This is a genomic window from Sphingomonas sp. TZW2008 (genome assembly GCF_002117915.1).
Lineage (GTDB): Bacteria > Pseudomonadota > Alphaproteobacteria > Sphingomonadales > Sphingomonadaceae > Sphingomonas.
This window is the reverse complement of the sequence record NZ_BDJB01000004.1, coordinates 83,540-100,922: the sequence shown is the minus strand read 5'-3', so window position 1 is coordinate 100,922 and position 17,383 is coordinate 83,540. Positions and strand designations below refer to the sequence as shown.

Below are 17,383 nucleotides of genomic sequence, written 5' to 3'. Positions count from 1 at the left end.
CTGATCAATCTACGACGAAGGCGTTGATCGTGCGATCCTTGCGCACATGCTGGCCGTCGAACAGCGTGCCGTTCATCGCGATCCACACGCCGGCCGGTGCCACCTGCGCTGCGGCGAACGCCATCCCCAGGTTGAACGTCGCGTCGCTCTCGGCAAACCGCGCCGGCGAAAGCGCGCCGACCAGCACCACCGTCTTGCCCGCGATGCCGCGCAGCGCCTGCGCCGTATGCGCCATCGTATCGGTGCCATGCGTGACGACGATGCGCTGTTCGGGAGCATCGGCGATCGCAGCCGCGATCGTCGCGCGATCTGCGTCGGTCAGCTCGAGGCTATCCTTGCGCATCAGTTCGACGCGACGGTACGGCAGCGTCACCCGCGCCGTCGCAAGCATCCGATCAACCACGCTCTCGCCGATCTGATAGGTACTCAGCGCATCGAAATAGAGTTTGTCGATCGTCCCGCCGGTGGTGAGGATCAGGATCTGGTTCACGTGTCGCGCTCCTTCGGCTGGCGAGCGACGCGCCATAGCGCCACGCGCGCGAAAGTGCAGCGGAAAGCGGCGGTTTGACCGGTACGATCCGATGCCCTCGCCCGGCAACCCGCCGGCGCAGCCCGCGTTCGGGGGTGACGTGCATTCGTCAGGATCGATCATGTCGCTTCGCTCACTGCCCCGCCCCGTCGTCATCCTCGGGCTTGCCGGCATCCTGCCGCAGGCGGCGTGCGTCGCGTCGGGTGTCGTTGATCCTTCGGCACGCTGGGCGGCAAATGCAGCCGGATGCTTCTACGCCGCGACGATCCTGTCGTTCCTCGGCGGCATCTGGTGGGCGGACGCGCTGCGTGCCGACGATCGGCGATGGTGGCCCTATCTGCTCGCCGTCGCGCCCAGCCTCATTGCCTGGGGCGCGCTGCTGCCGTGGTTCCAGGGGCTCGCCTGGCCGGGCCCATCGCTCATCCTGCTGGGCGTATCTTTGCTGCTTAGCCCGGCGGCCGATCGCACACTAATACGCAGCGGTGCCGCGCCCGGTGTCCCGGGCTGGCTGCGGCTCAGACTGATTCTCTCCGCCGGCCTCGGGCTCTGCACACTCGCTCTTGCGCTGCTCCCGCCGCCGACGCTCGCCAGCTAGGCGGCGACGCGCTGCGTCGCCGGCTTTGGCGCTGGGTTCGAGAATTCCATACTGTCCTCGACCGATCCGAAGCGCAGCGCCATCACGTCCAGCGCGTAATTCTGGTTGAGCTTCCACGGCTTGCGGTTGCCTTGCTTGGGCAGCTGATCCGCGACGCGCTGGATATAGCCCGAGCTGAAATCAACGAATGGCTCGGGCGTGATTGCGTCGGCGCCAATGCGCGGCGTCGCCTGCCGCAGCCCGCGCTTCTTCATCACGTTGAGGATGCGGCACAGGTACATCGCCACCAGATCCGCCTTCAGCGTCCACGACGCATTGGTGTAGCCGAAGGTGAAGGCGAGGTTGGGCACGTCGGAGAACATCATCCCCTTATATTGCAGCGCCTTGCCGAGCTCCTTGGGAACGCCGTCGACCACCGGCGTGATACCGCTGAGCAGCTTCACCTCAAGCCCCGTCGCGGTGACGATGAAGTCGGCTGGAAGCTCGCGCCCAGACGTGAGCAGGATGCCGGTCGGGGTGAAGCGCTCGATCGTGTCGGTGACGACGTCGGCACGCCCCGCCTTGATCGTGTCGAACAGGTCGGCATCCGGCACCAGGCACAGCCGCTGATCCCACGGATTGTAGCGCGGCGTGAAGTGCGTGGCGACGTCGTAATCGGGGCCGAGGTGCTCGCGCACCTGGTCAAGCAGCTTCTGCTTCACCTTCTCCGGCTGCTTGCGCGTCATGCGGTAGAAAACCATGCCCATCAGCACGTTCTTCCACCGCGTCATGCCATAGGCGGTCTTGCCTGGCAGCTTGCGGCGCAGCCAGTTCGCCAGAGCGTCCTCACCGGGGCGTGAGACGACATAGGTCGGTGAGCGCTGCAGCATCGTGACGGTCGCCGCCTGCTTCGCCATTTCGGGAACCAGCGTCACCGCCGTCGCGCCGCTGCCGATCACCACCACGCGCTTGCCGGCATAGTCGAGGTCGTGAGGCCAGTGCTGCGGATGGACGATGCGGCCGGCAAAGCTCTCCTGCCCCGCGAAATGCGGCGTGTGCCCGCGATCGTAATCGTAATAGCCCGAACACATGTGCAGGAAGTTGCACGTGAAAGTTGCCGTGCCGTCGGATCCCTGCGTCGTCACCGTCCAGCGCGCATCGGGGGTCGACCATTCGATCGCCGTCACCTTGTGGCCGAAGCGGATGTGGCGATCGATCCCGCCGTCGCGCGCGGTATCCTCGATATACTCGCGGATCGATGGGCCGTCGGCGATCGACTTCGCCTTGGTCCACGGGCGGAAATTGTAGCCCAGCGTGTGCATGTCGCTATCCGATCGGATCCCCGGATAGCGGAACAGGTCCCACGTCCCGCCCATCGCCTGCCGAGCCTCGAGGATCAGGTAGCTGCGATCGGGGCAGCGCTGCTGCAGATGATGCGCAGCGCCGATGCCGGACAGCCCGGCGCCTACGATGATGACGTCGACGTGCTCGTTCATGCGCGGGATCCTCTTCCTCGTCGCAACCCTAGCCCAACGACCCGTTGCGGAAAAGGACCTAACTTACCGCGATGTAAATTGCCTGTCCGGTGCCGCCCGCCCCTGCCAGGGGGCGGTGCGGCACGCGATCAATAGTCCTTCGAATAACGCAGCTGCGCATTCGAGCCGCCGAACGAGCCGGCCTGCGTCAACAGGCTGAGCGACTTGGTCAGCGCGATCGTCAGCTGCGTCGCGGTGAAGCCGCGCGCATCGGTGACGATCTCGACGTAGATGTCGTCGGTCAGATACTTGCCTGCCGCCAACGCGCTGCCGCGCCCGCTCGCCTCGTCCGCACCGAGGATCCTGAGCCGGTCGAAGCCGGTGGCCGAGCGCAGCTTGCCGAGCGGATTGAGCCCGCCCCCCGAACCGCGCAGCGAGTTGAGCGCCGCCGCCAGCTGGATCGCCTCGGTCGCCGACAGATTTTCTGGATTGGTGCCGAACAGCAGCCGGCTCAGCACCTCGTCCTGCGGCAGTGCCGGGGTGGAGGTGAAGGCGATCTGCGGCCGCTGCCCCGTCCCCGTGATGGCGATGACGAAGGTGACGTTGTCGTTCGTCGTCGTCGCGCGGATATCGATATCGGGATCGGTCATCGCACCGCCGCGGAAGCGCACGCGGCCACGCTCGACCTCGAAGCGCTTGCCGGCGAACGAATAGGTACCGCGCACCAGATCGAGCCCGCCAGTGATGACCGGCGCCGCGGACGTGCCGCCGACGCGCAGATCCATCTCCCATTCGCTCTCCAACCCCATGCCGGAGACGAACAGGCGATTGTCGGCACGCACGCGCATGTCGAGGCGGAACAGCCCCGGCGGCGAAGCAGGCACGGGCCGGTCGGTAATCCGCGCCGGGCGGATGTCGCGCTTGCGGCGAACGCCGGTCAGTTCGGGCACCTCGGCTGATCCCTGGCGGATGATCTCGTAGCGCGCCTCGGGCACGGTGATGTCGGCCTTGATCAGCCCGCCATTGCGGCCGTTGGTGATCGACACGGTGCCGCTCGCCGTCGCGCCGAGCGCGTCGGACTTGGCGAGCTGCGCGTCGTCGAGCCGCGCGTCGATCTGTAGCGGATAGCCCTGATCGGCGGCGAGGCTGACATAACCCTGCGCCTGCACGGTGCCGCGGCCGGCACGGGCGCGCACGCTGTCGATCTGCAGGCGATCGTTGGTGAAGCGCGCGCGGATCGCCATCTGCGATAGGCGCGTGCCGTAGGTCTCGTTGTCGTAGGTCAGCGCATCGGCGCGGATCACGCCGTTAAGCCGTGGATCGGTCACCCGTCCGCCGAAATCGGCCGCGACCGCGATCGGCCCGGACAATTGCTGCTCGGCAAGGCCGGCGAAGCTGAACAGCACGCCTGACGGACCGTTGTAGCGGATGCCGCCGCTCAGCGGTGCCGCCATCAACCGTGAGGCCCATGATCCGCCGCTGCCGAGCGGGCGCAGGAACGCCTGCATCCGGCCCACCGTCGTCGGCCCGCGCTTGACGAGCGCACGCGCCTCCGCGCCGCTCGCCACCAGCCGCCCGGCGAGCACCACGTCGACCGGCTCTGATACGGCAGCTAGGCTTGATCGCGTGAAGTTGCTGATCGCGACGCGCGCGTCCGCCTGCGGGAAGGCGTTTGCGTTCGCCTGAACGAAATCGAGGCTGCCCGTCGCGCGGCCGCCAAGCCCGAGGTTGGGCACCAGCGCGTTGGCGATCGACAGATCGAGGCGGTCGAGCCGCAGCTGCGCGTTGATGCCGTTGCCGTAGCTGCCGGCGACACGCGCGCGGCCCTGATCGAAGACGATTTGCGTCGGCGACAGGCGGTACGTGCCGCCAGTGGCGATGATCCGCGCCGGATTGCCGGTGCGGAAATTAATTCCGTTCGCCTGGCCCTGCAGCGCGACGAGATAGTCGTTCGGCGACAGGCGCGCGTTCGCCGCCAGCCGGAACGGCACGCTGTTCGATCCGGTGAACAGCGCCTGCGCGGTGCCGCGGCCGCCGGCATAGTTCACCTTGACCCGCCCTGTCTGGATCACCGTCGGGCCGTAGCGTAGGTCGGCGACCTGCGCGTCGGCGATCACCTGCGGCGTATCGTAGAGCACGACGCTAGCCTTCACGATCGCGCGGCCAATGACGAAATCGACCTGCCCCGGGATCTGTGCGGCATAGGCACGCGCATCGACATCGGCGCGTTGGTAGCGGCCCTGCGCGGCGAGCCGCATCGCGCCCGATAGACCCGATCCGGCGAATTGCACCCGGCCGGCGAACGGCCCTGCGGCGGTCTGCACGACGCGCCCGGTGAAGTTGACGCCGGCAAAGATCACGCGGTTGAGGTCAACCGCAAGCTGAGCGCCCGGCCGGACGAGCACGTCGGCGTTGAACGGGCCGTAGGTCGTGTTCCCCGTGGCCGTCACGGCATAAGCGCCGCCGCGCCCGACGATCCGTGCGTTGAGATCGGCGAGCCCCACGCCGACGCCCGGCCGCGGTGCGCGCACCGTCACCACCGGAGCGGCGGCGCTGCCCGTCACCCGTGCGAACAATGGACCGTATTGCGCCGAATAGGCATCGGCGTCGACCAGCACGGCACCGGTGTTTAGATCGTAGCGCCCGCTGCCCCGCGTCACGCGGAAGGCCGGCGCGTTGAGCCGCACGTCGCGGAAGGTGACGATGCCGTTGGTGTCGTAGCCAAGGTTCGCCGCCGCCACCGCATTGCCGCCGAGAAAGCTGCGCACGCCGTCGTTGAAGATCTCGCGCGTCTGCACCGCGACGCGGCCAACGATACCGAAGCCGCCGTTGGGGGTGCTGACGAGCTTCGCGTCGGTCGTCAGGTTGACGATGCCGACGCTCTCGACGCGGAAGTTGTTGACGCGGCCCTTCAGCGCGCCGGTGTAGCGCCCCGTCTCCATATTGGCGGCGATGATCGCGGTTGCATCGATCGTGTCCGATCGGATGCGCAGATTGTCCGACAGGATCGTCGGCATATCGATCGCCAGATCGCCGTCGATCCGTACGTTGGTCGTGAGACCGCCGAGTGCGGGATTGAGCCCGCTGATGCGCCGGGCGCGGGCTTGCACCGGCACGAGAATACGCGCGCTGTCGATCCGCGCGAGCCCCTCGGCGTAGAGGTTTTCGACCGTCGTTTCGGCGAAGCCGAGCGTCGTCGCGCGCACCTTGTAATCCACCGTCGGCGTCGCGAAGGCGCCGTTCAGCACCATCCGCGCGAGCACGTCGCGCCCGCGCAGGCTGGGCGCGATCGCGCCAGGCGTCAGCAGCTTCGCGTCGACCGCGAAATTGCCGAAGCGGCTATTCGCCAGATCGATGATCCCGCCGGCGTCGACCGCCAGCGCGCTCGAGGCGAGCTTGATCCGCGTGTCGGCGCGGCGCTCGGCGAGCGTCGTGTCGATCGCGACGTCGAGCCGCGGCGCGGTAAGCCGTTCGACCGGCCCTTCGAGATAGAGGCCGGGCTGCGTCGTCCCACGGATTTCGATATGTCCGTCGCGCGCCGACAGGTCGAGATCGGCGAATTGCCCGCCGCCGAGCGTCGCCATCGCCTTGCCGCGCCATGCGGCCCAGCTCCCCTGCCCCCCGATCGTCGCCGTCAGTGGCGCCTTGGTGCCCGCGATCGACGCGACGAGGCCGCCCGCCGGCACGAACAGCCGCGCGTCGAGATCGAGCTTGTTGTCGTCGGGTACGGCGTCGAGCTTCAGCCGGAGCGTGTCGCCGCCGGCGACGCCGGGCGCGCGCAGGGCGGCGGCGTCGACCGTCAGCTGTGCGCGGCGGTCGGCGATATGCGCCGCGCCGTCGAGCCGCGCGATATGCCGTTGGCCCGCGACCGGCGCCTCCATCACGAAGCGCGCGACGCGCAGCCGGTCGATATCGATGTCGAGATCGGGCAGCAGCGGCGCGTTAGGATCGCTCGGCTGCGGGATGAATTCGGGGTTGCGCGTCATCGTGACGAGCTGGCTTTCCAAGCTCCGCACGTTGACGTGATTGTTGACGAAGGCGAACGGCCGCCAATCGACGTCGAGCCGCGGCGAGGAGATGAATACACCCTTGGGATCGCTGACGCGCACGTCGCTTAGCACCATGCGGCCGTAGAGCGACCCGTCTATCCGACCGACCTTGATGTTGAGCCCGCCCGCGGTGGTATATCCGCCGAGCTGGTCGGCGACCAAGCGCCGGCCGGGATCGGTGTTGATGCCGAACACGATCACGAGCAGCAGCACGAGCAGCGCGGCGATTGCCACGCCGATCCACTTCAGGATGCGTAGCCACAGCGGGCGGTGCACGGCGACGGTTTCGGTCGCGACGCTGTCCTCGGCCATCAGAATGCCTGCCCGATTGAGACGTAGAGCGCGATCTTGCCGTCTCCCGGGCGCGGGTTCAGTGGCGTCGCCAGGTCGACGCGCATTGGCCCGAAGTTGGTGTAGAAGCGACCGCCGACGCCCGCGCCAAAGCGTAGGTCAGATGCCTTGGGGAAGGTGCTCTCATAGGCATTGCCGGCATCAATGAACGGCACGATGCCGAAATTGCCGAAACGGTAGCGTGCCTCGATCGCGAATTCGTTGATGCTTCGCCCACCGACGGGGCGCAGGTCGCCAATGTCGATCTCGCCGTCCTCGTCGGGCACCAGTGACGATACCGGCTCGAACGGCCCGAGGCGCTGGAAGCCGTAGCCGCGCACCGATCCGCCGCCGCCGCCATAGTAGCGGCGCGATGGAGCGATATCGTCGCGGTCGATGCCGAAGATCGAACCCGCCCGCGCGCGGCCAGCGATCACCAGGCTGTCGCTGATAGGATAATAGACCGTGCCCTCGATCATCGTGCGCGCATAAGGGCGAACCGCACCCTGCACCGATGTTTCAGGGCTGAGGTTTAGCTTTAGGCGATAGCCCTTGGTCGGGTTGAGCAGGTCGTCCGACGTGTCCCACACCGCCTGCGCCGGGATGGCGGCGATGCCGTAGGTCCGGCGCACACGCTCGTTGCGCGCGAAATCGAACACGCTCTCGTTGGTGCCGGTCAGCTCGGCGCCAAAGGCATAGGTGAAGCGCTTCTGCCAAATCGGGGTCGAGTCATACGCCCAGCGCACGAAGGCGGTACCGGTGAAGGCGTCGAACGCGTCGTAGTTCGAATGGTTGGCCGCGACGCCTGCGGAGAAGGACCGGTCGCGTTTGCCCGCGTTCTGCCGGCGGAAGGTGGCCGAGGCGCCCTGCTGCTGCGTGCCGCCAATGGCGGTCAGGATCAGCGCGCCCTCAGGCGGGAAGAGGTTGCGGTGCGTCCAGCTGCCCTCGACCTTGACGCCCTCGCCTGTCCCATAGCCCGCGCTGCCGGCGAGGCTGCGCCACGGCCCCTTGCTCTGGCGGACGACGAGGTCGACCTGCTCGGTGCCGTCTGGCCCGGGCTGCCCAGTGCGCACCGGCTCGACCGCGAGTGTGTCGAACAGCCCGGTAGCGACCAGCGCTTCACGCAGATCGTCGCGCTTGCGATTGTCGAACAGGTCGCCTTGCTTGAACCGCGGGAAAACGTTGAGGTGCTCGACGTAGAACACCGAGTCGCCCTCCGGCCGAAGCACGCCGAACGACGAGCGCGGGCCGGTGTCGACCGGCAGCGTATAGTCGCCCGTCACCGTCTCGTCGTCGAGCAGGATGTCGCGCTCCCCCACCTTAACGAAAGGGTAGCCGCGCTGCGGCAGGATGAGGCTGACATTCGCCTCCGCGCCCTGGATTCGCGCCGCTTCGATCGGATCGCCGGTCTTCAGCGGCAGCTGCTCACGCACAAGGTTGGGCGGCACGGTAGGGCCGGCGTTCACGGTAATCTGGCCGAGCTTGTAGAGCCGGCCCGGCGTCGCGGTGACGATCGCGCGCAGCTTCGCCGGCTCGCCAGGCACCGTTTCCAGCGTCGAGACGGCGACGCCGTCATAATAGCCGAGCGACTTCATCAGCCGCACGGCGAGCCCCTCATCCTCCTTCGCGCGCGCGTTCACTTGCGTCGCATTACCCGCCTTGCCGTCGCCTTCGCGCAGTGCCGAGAGCGACTTGAACTCGTCGTCGAGCCCGAGCGGCTCGAGACCGCGCACCACCGTCTCGTAGCGGATCTCGGGCGCGTCGGCGTCCTTGACGTCCGCCGCCGTCTGCAGCGGCACGGTATCGGCCGCCGACAAGGGCGTGAGCGGCTGGGCGAGTTCGGTATCGGCGGGTGCGGGCGGCGGCAGCGTGCCGGCGGGCACGATCGGCGCCGGCGTGACGGCAGGCGCTCCCGCGATCGGCGCCGCGGGCTCGGCGGAGGGCATCGGCTCGAGCGGCGCGTTCAGATCGTTCGACAGCGGGGGCAGCGCGGCGTTGAATTCGGCATCGGGAACGATCGCGCCGCTGGGGGCATTATCGACGGGCACATCGCCTCGCGCGGCCTCATCCGCCTCCACGTCGGTGGTAGAGCCGGCCTTCGGCGCATCCGGCCCCCGCGCCGGCGCTGTTCCCGGTCTCGCCATTTGCGCAGTCGCCGGCGCTGCCGTCGCGAGCAACGCGACCGCCAACCAGCGATGACACCCCGAATCAAACCCCACCAAATGCCCCTTTTGACCCGCGCGTCGTCAAATTACTGATCTACGCGCAAACTATGCAACGTATGGATGTCGAAAGGGTTTCGCTCGCTTGGGCTTGTTTGCTTGGGGCAGTCGTCCTGCCGCATGCGGGGTGGCCGTGCCGCACGAATGTGGTTACGCTTCAACGTATTTCGCGGTCTTGCGGCCCCGATGCGCTTACCCTCCCGTTCGGAGACCGATCATCGATGCGTCCCTTTGGTTTTCCTTCGATGAAGATCGGTTGCGGCAAAGCGGCTCGCGGACGCATAGCAGACTGATGCAGGTGATCGACGGACGGAAGCTGGCCGCGCTCGGCGCGCTGGCGCTCGCGGCGTGCAGCGGCGGGTCGGAGAAGGCGCAGGAGAAGGGCCGCGGCGGCGGGCCGGTGCAGGTCGGTTATGTTGTGACGCGGCCCACGCAGGTGCCGCTCATCACCGAACTTGCCGGTCGTACCTTTGCCTATCGTAGCTCGGAGGTCCGCCCGCAGGTCACGGGCGTGATCCAGCGGCGCTTCTTCACCGAAGGCACGATCGTCCGCCAGGGCCAGCCGCTCTACCAGATCGATCCCAGCCTCTATCGCGCCGCCGCCAACGAGGCGTCCGCCAACGTCGCAAGTGCGCGCGCCACCGCGGAGGCCGCGCGCATTCGGGCGGACCGCTTCCGCCCGCTCGCTGCGATCGAGGCAGTGAGCAAGCAGGACTATACCGATGCCGTCGCGACGCAGCGGCAGGCCGAGGCGACGATCGCGCAGAACCGCGCGCAGCTTGAAACCGCGCAGATCAACCTGCGCTTCACCACCGTGCCCGCGCCGATCACCGGCCGGATCGGCCGATCGCTATTCACCGTCGGCGCGCTGGTCACCACCAGCCAGACCGATCCGCTGACGACGATCCAGCAGCTTGATCCGATCTACGTCGACATCCAGCAGTCCGCCGCCTCGATCCTGCAGCTGCGCCGCGCGCTGGCGACGGGCGGCGTCCTTCCCGCCAACGCCACGGTGCGGCTGAAGCTGGAGGACGGCAGCGATTATGGCCAGACCGGCACGGTCGAATTCGCGGAAGTCGTCGTTGATCAGCAGACGGGCACGGTCACGCTGCGCGCCCGCTTCCCCAATCCGCAGGGGCTGCTGCTACCCGGCATGTTCGTGCGCGCGGTCTTCGCGCAGGCGATCACCGCCAACGCCATCCTCGTCCCCCAAGCCGCCGTATCGCGCGATCCGCAGGGCAATGCCACCGTGTGGATCGTCAGCGGCAACAAGGCCGTGCAGCGCACGGTGAAGGCCGATCGCGCCGAACGGCAGAACTGGGTCGTCACCGGTGGGCTGCGCGCCGGCGAGAAGGTGATTACGCAGGGCATCGGCACGCTGCGGCCGGGCGCCGAGATCAAGGCGGTGCCCGCCGGCACGCCGCAACAACCCAAACCGCCGTCGCCCGAACAGCTCGAGCAGCAGCAGAAGGCCAAGGGCAAGGGCTGACGTGTCACGCATTTTCATCGACCGGCCCATCTTCGCCTGGGTGCTCGCGATCATCGTGATGATGGCGGGCGTCGGCGCGATCCTCGCGCTGCCGATCGCGCAATATCCCGACGTCGCCCCGCCGCAGGTATCGATCCGCGCAACCTATCCCGGCGCGAACGCCGAGACGATCGAGAATTCGGTCACCCAAATTTTGGAACAGCAGCTGACCGGGATCGACGGGCTGCTCTACTTCGCGTCCTCATCCACCTCGCGCGGATCGGTCTCGATCACCGCGACGTTCGAGAAGGGCACCGATCCCGACATCGCGCAGGTCCAAGTGCAGAACCAGATTCAGCAGGCGCTCACCCGCCTGCCGACGCAGGTGCAGCAGCAAGGCGTCGTCGTCCGCAAGTCAAACCCGGACTTCCTGCTGATCGCCGGCGTGTACGACACGACCGACAAGATGACGAACCGCGACGTGTCCGACCTGATGGTCTCGACGCTGCAGGATCCGCTCGGCCGCACCAAAGGCGTCGGCGATACCAACGTCTTCGGTTCGCAATATGCCATGCGGATCTGGCTCGATCCGGCCAAGCTCGCGAGCTTTCAGCTGATCCCGAACGACGTCATCACCGCAATTCAGACGCAGAATACCGAAGTCGCTGCGGGCGAGCTCGGCGGCCAGCCAATGCCGTCTGAACAGATGCTCAACGCCACGGTCACTGCGCAATCGCGCCTCGCGACACCGCAGCAGTTCCGCGAGATCATCCTCAAGACGTTGCCGTCGGGCGCGACGGTGCGGGTCGGTGACGTCGGGCGGGTCGAGCTCGGCTCGGAAAATTACAATGCGGTGAGCCGGATCAATGGCCACCCCGGCGCTGGCATCGCAGTATTGTTGGCTCCCGGCGCCGACGCGCTTGAGACAGCCGAACTCGTCAAGGCCGAGATCGCGCGGGTCGCCAAGACCTATCCGCCCAACATGAAGGTCGCCTATTCGAGCGACTCGACCGACTTCATCAAGCTGTCGATCGAAGAAGTGGTGAAGACGCTGATCGAAGCGGTGATCCTCGTCGTCATCGTCATGTTCGTCTTCCTGCAGAGCTGGCGCGCGACGCTGATCCCGACGATCGCAGTCCCGGTCGTACTGCTCGGCACCTTTGCCGTGTTCTACGTCGCCGGCTTCTCGATCAACACGCTGACGCTGTTCGGCCTGGTGCTCGCGATCGGCCTGCTCGTCGACGATGCGATCGTCGTGGTCGAGAACGTCGAGCGCCTGCTCGAAGAGAATCCGGACATGACGCCGCGCGAGGCGACGATCGAATCGATGAACGAGATCACCGTCGCGCTCGTCGCGATCGCGCTGGTCCTGTCGGCGGTGTTCCTGCCAATGGCGTTCTTCGGCGGCTCAACGGGCGTCATCTATCGCCAGTTCTCGCTGACGATCATCTCGGCAATGATCCTTTCGGTCGCCGTCGCCATCATCCTCTCGCCCGCGCTCACCGCGCATCTGCTCAAGCAGCGGCACGACAAGGAGCAACAGCAGGGCGGCTGGGCCGAGCGCCGCTTCCCGCGCGTGGCGCAGAAGGTGCACGGTACGCGCGACTGGTTCAACACCAGCTTCGAACGCGGTACCGAGCGCTACGTCAACGCCGTGAAGCGCGTGATCGATCGCAAGTGGCTGTTCCTGGTCATCTATCTCGGCGTCGTCGGCCTGCTCGCGGTGCTGTTCCTCCGCCTGCCGACGGGCTTCCTGCCGACCGAGGATCAGGGCGGCGCAATCGTCCAGTTCCGCCTGCCGGCCGGCGCGACGCAAGGGCGCACGACGCAGGTCCAGCGCCAGATCGAGGAATATTTCCGCAAGTACGAGAATAAGAACGTCAAGGTGATGTTCACCGTCGCGGGCGGCGGCGGCGGCGGTGCGTCGGGACAGAACACCGGCCAGGGCTTCATCGCGCTGACCGACTGGGCGGAGCGCAAGGGCAAGGAAAATACCGCCGACGCGATCGTCGCGCGTGCCGCCGGCGCCTTTCGCGCGCTCCGCGACGGGCAGGTGTTCGCACTCGTTCCGCCGGCGATCCGCGGGCTCGGCCAGTCGGAAGGCTTCACGATGGAGCTGCAGAACACCGGCGGCCTCAGCAAGCAGGAGTTCGCCGCCGCACGCGACAAGCTGCTCGGGCTGGCCAACGGCGATGCGCAGCTGACCGGGGTGCGCCTGTCCGAACTGCCCGACATCGGAACGCTGCAGGTGAAGACCGATCCGCAACGGATCGCGGCGCTCGGCGTCTCGCAGACCGATGTCAACTCGACGCTTTCGACCGCCTGGGGCGGGCGCTACGTCAACGACTTCGTCGATCGCGGCCGCGTGAAGCGCGTCTACGTCCAGGGCGACGCGCCGTATCGTGCCGAGCCGGACGATCTCTACCAATGGTTCGTCCGGGGCTCGAATGGCCAGATGGCGCCCTTCTCGAGCTTCGCCACGACCGCCTGGTCGCAGGCACCGACCACCGTGTCGCGCTTCAACGGCATCGAATCGTTCGAATTCCAGGGGCAGAGCGCGGGCGGCAGCTCGGGCGATGCGATGGATCGGATCGAGGAGCTTGCCCGGCAGATCCCAGGCACAAGCATCGCCTGGGCCGGCATCTCCTATCAGGAACGGCTGTCGTCGGGGCAGGCGCCGCTGCTCTACGGCCTGTCGATCATCGTCGTCTTCCTGTGCCTCGCCGCGCTTTACGAGAGCTGGTCGATCCCGCTCGCGGTGCTGCTCGTCATCCCGACCGGGCTGATCGGGGCGATCCTGTTCGTCACGCTGCGCGGGCTGACCAACGACGTCTATCTTCAGATCGGTCTGCTGACGACGATGGGCCTCGCGGCGAAGAACGCGATCCTAATGATCGAGTTCGCCGAGCAGGAGGAGAAGAAGGGCGCGCGCGTCATCGATGCCGCGCTTACCGCCGCGCGCATCCGGCTCCGCCCGATTTTGATGACCAGCCTCGCCTTCATCTTCGGCGTGCTGCCACTCGCGATCTCGACCGGCGCGGGCGCGAACAGCCGCATCGCGATCGGCACCGCGGTGATCGGCGGGATGCTGACCGCGACGGTACTGGCGGTCTTCTACATCCCGCTGTTCTTCGTCCTCGTCCGCCGCGGCTTCCGCGACGGCATGGCGAAGCTGCGCGGGCGCGAGCCGGGTCACCACCCGCCGGTCGAGAATCGTGAGCCGCCCAACGCACCCCCGACGCTGGAGCAATCGTGATGCGTGCGCTTCGCCCGATCCTGCTTGCCGGCACGCTGGCGCTCGGCGCGTGCAGCATGGCGCCGAAATACGTCCAGCCCGCCTTCCCCGTCCCGCCCTCCTGGCCGGTCGGCGATGCCTATCTACGGCAGAGTGAAGCCGCACTGCCCAGCGTCAGCTATCGCGACGTATTTCGCGACACGCGGTTGCAACGGATCATCGACCAGGCGCTCGCCAACAATCGCGATCTGCGCGCCAGCGTCGCCAACATCGCCGCCGCGCGTGCGCAATATCGCATCCAGCGCGCCGAATTGTTCCCGCAGATCGACGCCAGCGGCGGGGTCAACCGGCGCGACATCGGACGCGGCGCGGCGGGCGGCAATTTCGCGGTCGGCGGCACGACCTATTCCGCCAGCGTCGGCGTGAACGCATTCGAGCTCGACCTGTTCGGCCGCGTCCGTTCGCTCAGCGACGCCGCGCTCAACCGCTATTTCTCGCAGGAGGCCGCCGCCCGCGCGACGCGGCTGACGCTGACCGGCGACGTCGCGGGCGCGTGGCTCACCTACGCCGCCGACCGTACGCTGTTGAAGCTTGCCGAGGATACCGCCGCAATCGCACGTCGCTCGGTCACGCTCACCCGCGCGCGCGTGACTGGCGGCGTCGCGCCGCGCACCGATCTGCGGCAGGCCGAACAGATCCTCGCCACCGCCGAGGGCAATATCGCCAGCCAGCGCACCGCGCTGGCGCAGGACGTCAACGCGCTGCAACTGCTCGTCGGCGCCCCGGTCGATCCCGCGCTGCTCCCCGCCTCGATCGAGGAAGCATCGCGGACAGTTGCCGAACTGCCCGCCGGGCTCGACAGCCGCATCCTCCTGCGCCGCCCCGACGTGGTGCAATCCGAATACGAACTGCGCGCGACCAACGCCGAGATCGGCGCCGCGCGCGCGGCGCTCTTCCCGACGATCTCGCTCACGGGGTTGTTCAGCTTCGCCAGCCAGGCGCTCGGCTCGCTGATCTCGGGCGATGCGCTGACCAAATCCGCGTCGGCGACTGCCAACTACCCGATCTTCCGTGCCGGCGCCGGCCGCGCGGGGGTCGAGCAGGCCAATGCGCTGCAGCGCGCGGCGCTGGCGCAATATGAAGGCACGATCCAGACCGCGTTCCGCGAGGTGGCGGACGCGCTCGCCCGGCGCGGCACGATCACGGACGAACTCGCCGCGAACGAACGCTTCGCCGCCGCCGCCGCCGATACCTACCGGCTGACGGAGGCGCGCTATCGTGGCGGGATCGACACCTTCCTATCCAGCCTCGACGCGCAGCGCTCGCTCTACGCCGCGCAGCAGCAGGTGGTGCAGACGCGGCTGATCCGCGCGACCAATCTCGTCACACTGTACCGCACCCTCGGTGGCGATTCGCAGATAGACACCGCCGCCGGCGCGCCCGCGCTTTCCGCGCAGCAATCGCCGCAGCAATGACTTGACGGGCGCGGGCGGGCGTGAAAGCTTGCCCGTCATGGAGAGAACCCCGCCCGATCCGGCAGCCTTTTTCCGCGACATGCTGGGCCAGTGGGAAAAGACAGTGAACAGCCTCGGCGGCGAGGCGATGCGATCGGAGGAATTCAGCCGCTCGATGGGCGCTGCCACCGCCGCCACCGCGACGATGCAGGCCAACATGCAGCAAATGACCGAGAAGGCGCTAGCCGCGGCCAATCTGCCGACGCGCAGCGATTTCGACGCAATGGCGGGGCGGATCGCGGCGATCGAGGCGTCGCTCGCGCGGATCGAGGCCCAGCTCGGCACTTCCCGGTCCGATCCCGACAAGCCACGGCCGACCCGCGGGCGCAAGCCGCCCGTCGCGCCGCAGAAATGATCGCGCGCGCCCTTGCCCGACACCGCTGAGGATCCGATCGGCATCGCCGCCCGCGAATTCGAGCGGCTGATGGCGCGCAACATCAAGGGGCTCGAATACTTCACCTCGCCCGCCCCCGTCGTCGGCGCCACGCCGAAGGACGTGCTGATCGAGCACGGCACGATGCGGCTGAACCACTATCGCCCGCTCGTCGACGACGTCTATCGCGTGCCCGTGCTGCTGGTGATGGCGACGACCAATCGCGGCTTCATCTTCGATATGGTGCCCGGGCAGAGCATGGTCGAATTCCTGCTGCGCGCCGGGTTCGACGTCTTCATGCTCGAGTGGGAGCCGCCGCGCCCGCACGAGAAATCACTGACGCTGGAGAGCTATACGCTCGGCTTCCTGCCCCGCGCGATCGAGCGGATCACCGAGGAGACGGGCGAACCCGACGTCAGCGTCGTGGGCTATTGCTTCGGCGGCGTCCTGTCGCTGATCTACGCCGCGCTCAACGCAGATGGGCCGCTCGCCAACCTCGCCACGTTCACCACGCCCGTCGACTTCACGCAGATGGAGATGTTCCAGGCGTGGTCCGATCGGCGCTTCTTCGATGTCGATCGCCTGGTCGATACGTTCGGCAACGTGCCGGGCGAGATGCTCTATTCGTCGTTCGACATGCTGCGCCCCGGCGCGCGCGCGGCGGGCAACGTGCGGCTGTTCGACAATCTGTGGGACGACGAATACGTCAAGTCGTTCCGCATGTTCGAACGCTGGAACACCGATACGTTGCCGTTGGCCGGCGAGTATTTCCGCCAGACGACCAAGCGGCTGATGTGGGATAATGCGCTGATGCACGGCACGCTTGACGTCGGCGGGCGCCGCGTCAATCTGTCGCGGATTGACGTACCGTTCCTCCACCTCGCCGCCGAGCACGATCATATCGTGCCGCGCGCCGCATCTCAGCCGCTACTCGGCATGATCGGCGCCACGGACAAGAGCGAGATCGTCCTCAAGGGCGGGCACGTCAGCCTCGTCGCCGGCCCCAATGCGGTCAAGCGCATGTGGCCCGCGCTCGCCGCATGGCTTGCCGAAAGATCGACATGACGCATCGTATTCGCCGTTTCCGCATCGCCGATCGCGAGGCGATGCTCGGCTTCGCCGACGCGCTACCAGATCACGACCTCCTTTTCCTGGGGCGTGACCTGAAGCACCCGCGCGTCATCGCTGCGTGGCTCGGCGCGATCGCGGAGGAGTGGATCGACAGCCTCGTTGCGGAGGATGACGGCGCGATCATCGGCTCCGCCGCGCTGGTCCGCGATCCGCTCGGCTGGTCCGCGCACGTCGGCGAGGTTCGCCTGCTCGTCTCCGCGCAGCGCCGCGGCCAGGGTTTGGGGCGTGATCTGCTCGAAGCGATATTACGCATCGCCGCCGAGCGAGGTCTCGCAAAACTGACGGCGGCGATGACGCCCGACCAGACCGGCGCGATCGCACTCTTCGAAAGCCTCGGCTTCCGCGGCGAAGCATTGTTGAAGGATCAGGTGCGCGATCGTGCCGGTCAGCCTCATGATCTCGTGATCCTGTCCTATGATCTTTCACGCAGCGCCGCACAGCATCGTGCCTATGGTTTCGATTCCTGATCGGCGGCATGATCGA

11 protein-coding genes are annotated in these 17,383 nt (G+C 67.4%); 7 read left to right on the top strand and 4 right to left on the bottom strand.

Going from position 1 to position 17,383, the window contains the following annotated elements; translation table 11 throughout:
- Positions 1-4: 4 nt before the first annotated feature.
- A complete protein-coding gene (locus tag B7L05_RS05220; RefSeq protein WP_085809202.1) occupies positions 5-526 on the bottom strand; it encodes an asparaginase domain-containing protein in 522 nt (173 codons plus the stop codon).
- A gap of 124 nt (positions 527-650) precedes the next feature.
- Here B7L05_RS05220 and B7L05_RS05215 point away from each other — a divergent pair, with 124 nt between their 5' ends.
- Positions 651-1,124 carry a DUF3429 domain-containing protein gene (locus B7L05_RS05215; RefSeq protein ID WP_085809359.1) on the top strand — a complete coding sequence of 158 codons (474 nt, stop codon included), beginning with the start codon at positions 651-653 and terminating at the stop codon, positions 1,122-1,124.
- Here B7L05_RS05215 and B7L05_RS05210 read toward each other — a convergent pair.
- From B7L05_RS05210 to B7L05_RS05200, 3 genes are all read right to left on the bottom strand, one after another.
- The gene (locus B7L05_RS05210; RefSeq protein ID WP_085809201.1) at positions 1,121-2,599 is read right to left on the bottom strand and encodes an NAD(P)/FAD-dependent oxidoreductase; all 1,479 of its coding nucleotides are present in this window, start codon (positions 2,597-2,599) and stop codon (positions 1,121-1,123) included. The genes B7L05_RS05215 and B7L05_RS05210 overlap by 4 nt on opposite strands.
- A 128-nt stretch (positions 2,600-2,727) precedes the next feature.
- Complete coding sequence (locus B7L05_RS05205) at positions 2,728-6,939, bottom strand: translocation/assembly module TamB domain-containing protein (RefSeq protein WP_085809200.1); 4,212 nt, start codon at positions 6,937-6,939, stop codon at positions 2,728-2,730.
- Positions 6,939-9,101, bottom strand: a complete 2,163-nt coding sequence (locus B7L05_RS05200; RefSeq protein ID WP_085809358.1) for an autotransporter assembly complex family protein — start codon at positions 9,099-9,101, stop codon at positions 6,939-6,941. The genes B7L05_RS05205 and B7L05_RS05200 overlap by 1 nt, the downstream gene beginning before the upstream one ends.
- Positions 9,102-9,471: 370 nt before the next feature.
- Between B7L05_RS05200 and B7L05_RS05195 the strand changes: the two genes are divergently transcribed.
- From B7L05_RS05195 to B7L05_RS05170, 6 genes are read left to right on the top strand one after another with little or no spacing between them, the layout of a single operon-like run.
- Complete coding sequence (locus tag B7L05_RS05195; protein WP_085809199.1) at positions 9,472-10,668, top strand: efflux RND transporter periplasmic adaptor subunit; 1,197 nt, start codon at positions 9,472-9,474, stop codon at positions 10,666-10,668.
- Between the two features lie 58 nt (positions 10,669-10,726).
- On the top strand, positions 10,727-13,903 hold the full coding sequence (locus tag B7L05_RS05190; protein ID WP_375601247.1) for an efflux RND transporter permease subunit: 3,177 nt from the start codon (positions 10,727-10,729) through the stop codon (positions 13,901-13,903).
- Positions 13,903-15,357: an efflux transporter outer membrane subunit gene (locus B7L05_RS05185; RefSeq protein WP_085809197.1), complete on the top strand. Its 1,455-nt coding sequence runs from the start codon at positions 13,903-13,905 to the stop codon at positions 15,355-15,357. The genes B7L05_RS05190 and B7L05_RS05185 overlap by 1 nt, the downstream gene beginning before the upstream one ends.
- 37 nt (positions 15,358-15,394) lie before the next feature.
- On the top strand, positions 15,395-15,751 hold the full coding sequence (locus B7L05_RS05180; RefSeq protein ID WP_144037147.1) for a poly(R)-hydroxyalkanoic acid synthase subunit PhaE: 357 nt from the start codon (positions 15,395-15,397) through the stop codon (positions 15,749-15,751).
- A gap of 12 nt (positions 15,752-15,763) precedes the next feature.
- Positions 15,764-16,834, top strand: a complete 1,071-nt coding sequence (locus B7L05_RS05175; protein WP_256926621.1) for an alpha/beta fold hydrolase — start codon at positions 15,764-15,766, stop codon at positions 16,832-16,834.
- Positions 16,831-17,367: a GNAT family N-acetyltransferase gene (locus B7L05_RS05170; RefSeq protein ID WP_085809195.1), complete on the top strand. Its 537-nt coding sequence runs from the start codon at positions 16,831-16,833 to the stop codon at positions 17,365-17,367. Before B7L05_RS05175 ends, B7L05_RS05170 begins: the two co-directional genes overlap by 4 nt.
- The last annotated feature ends 16 nt before the right edge of the window (positions 17,368-17,383 follow it).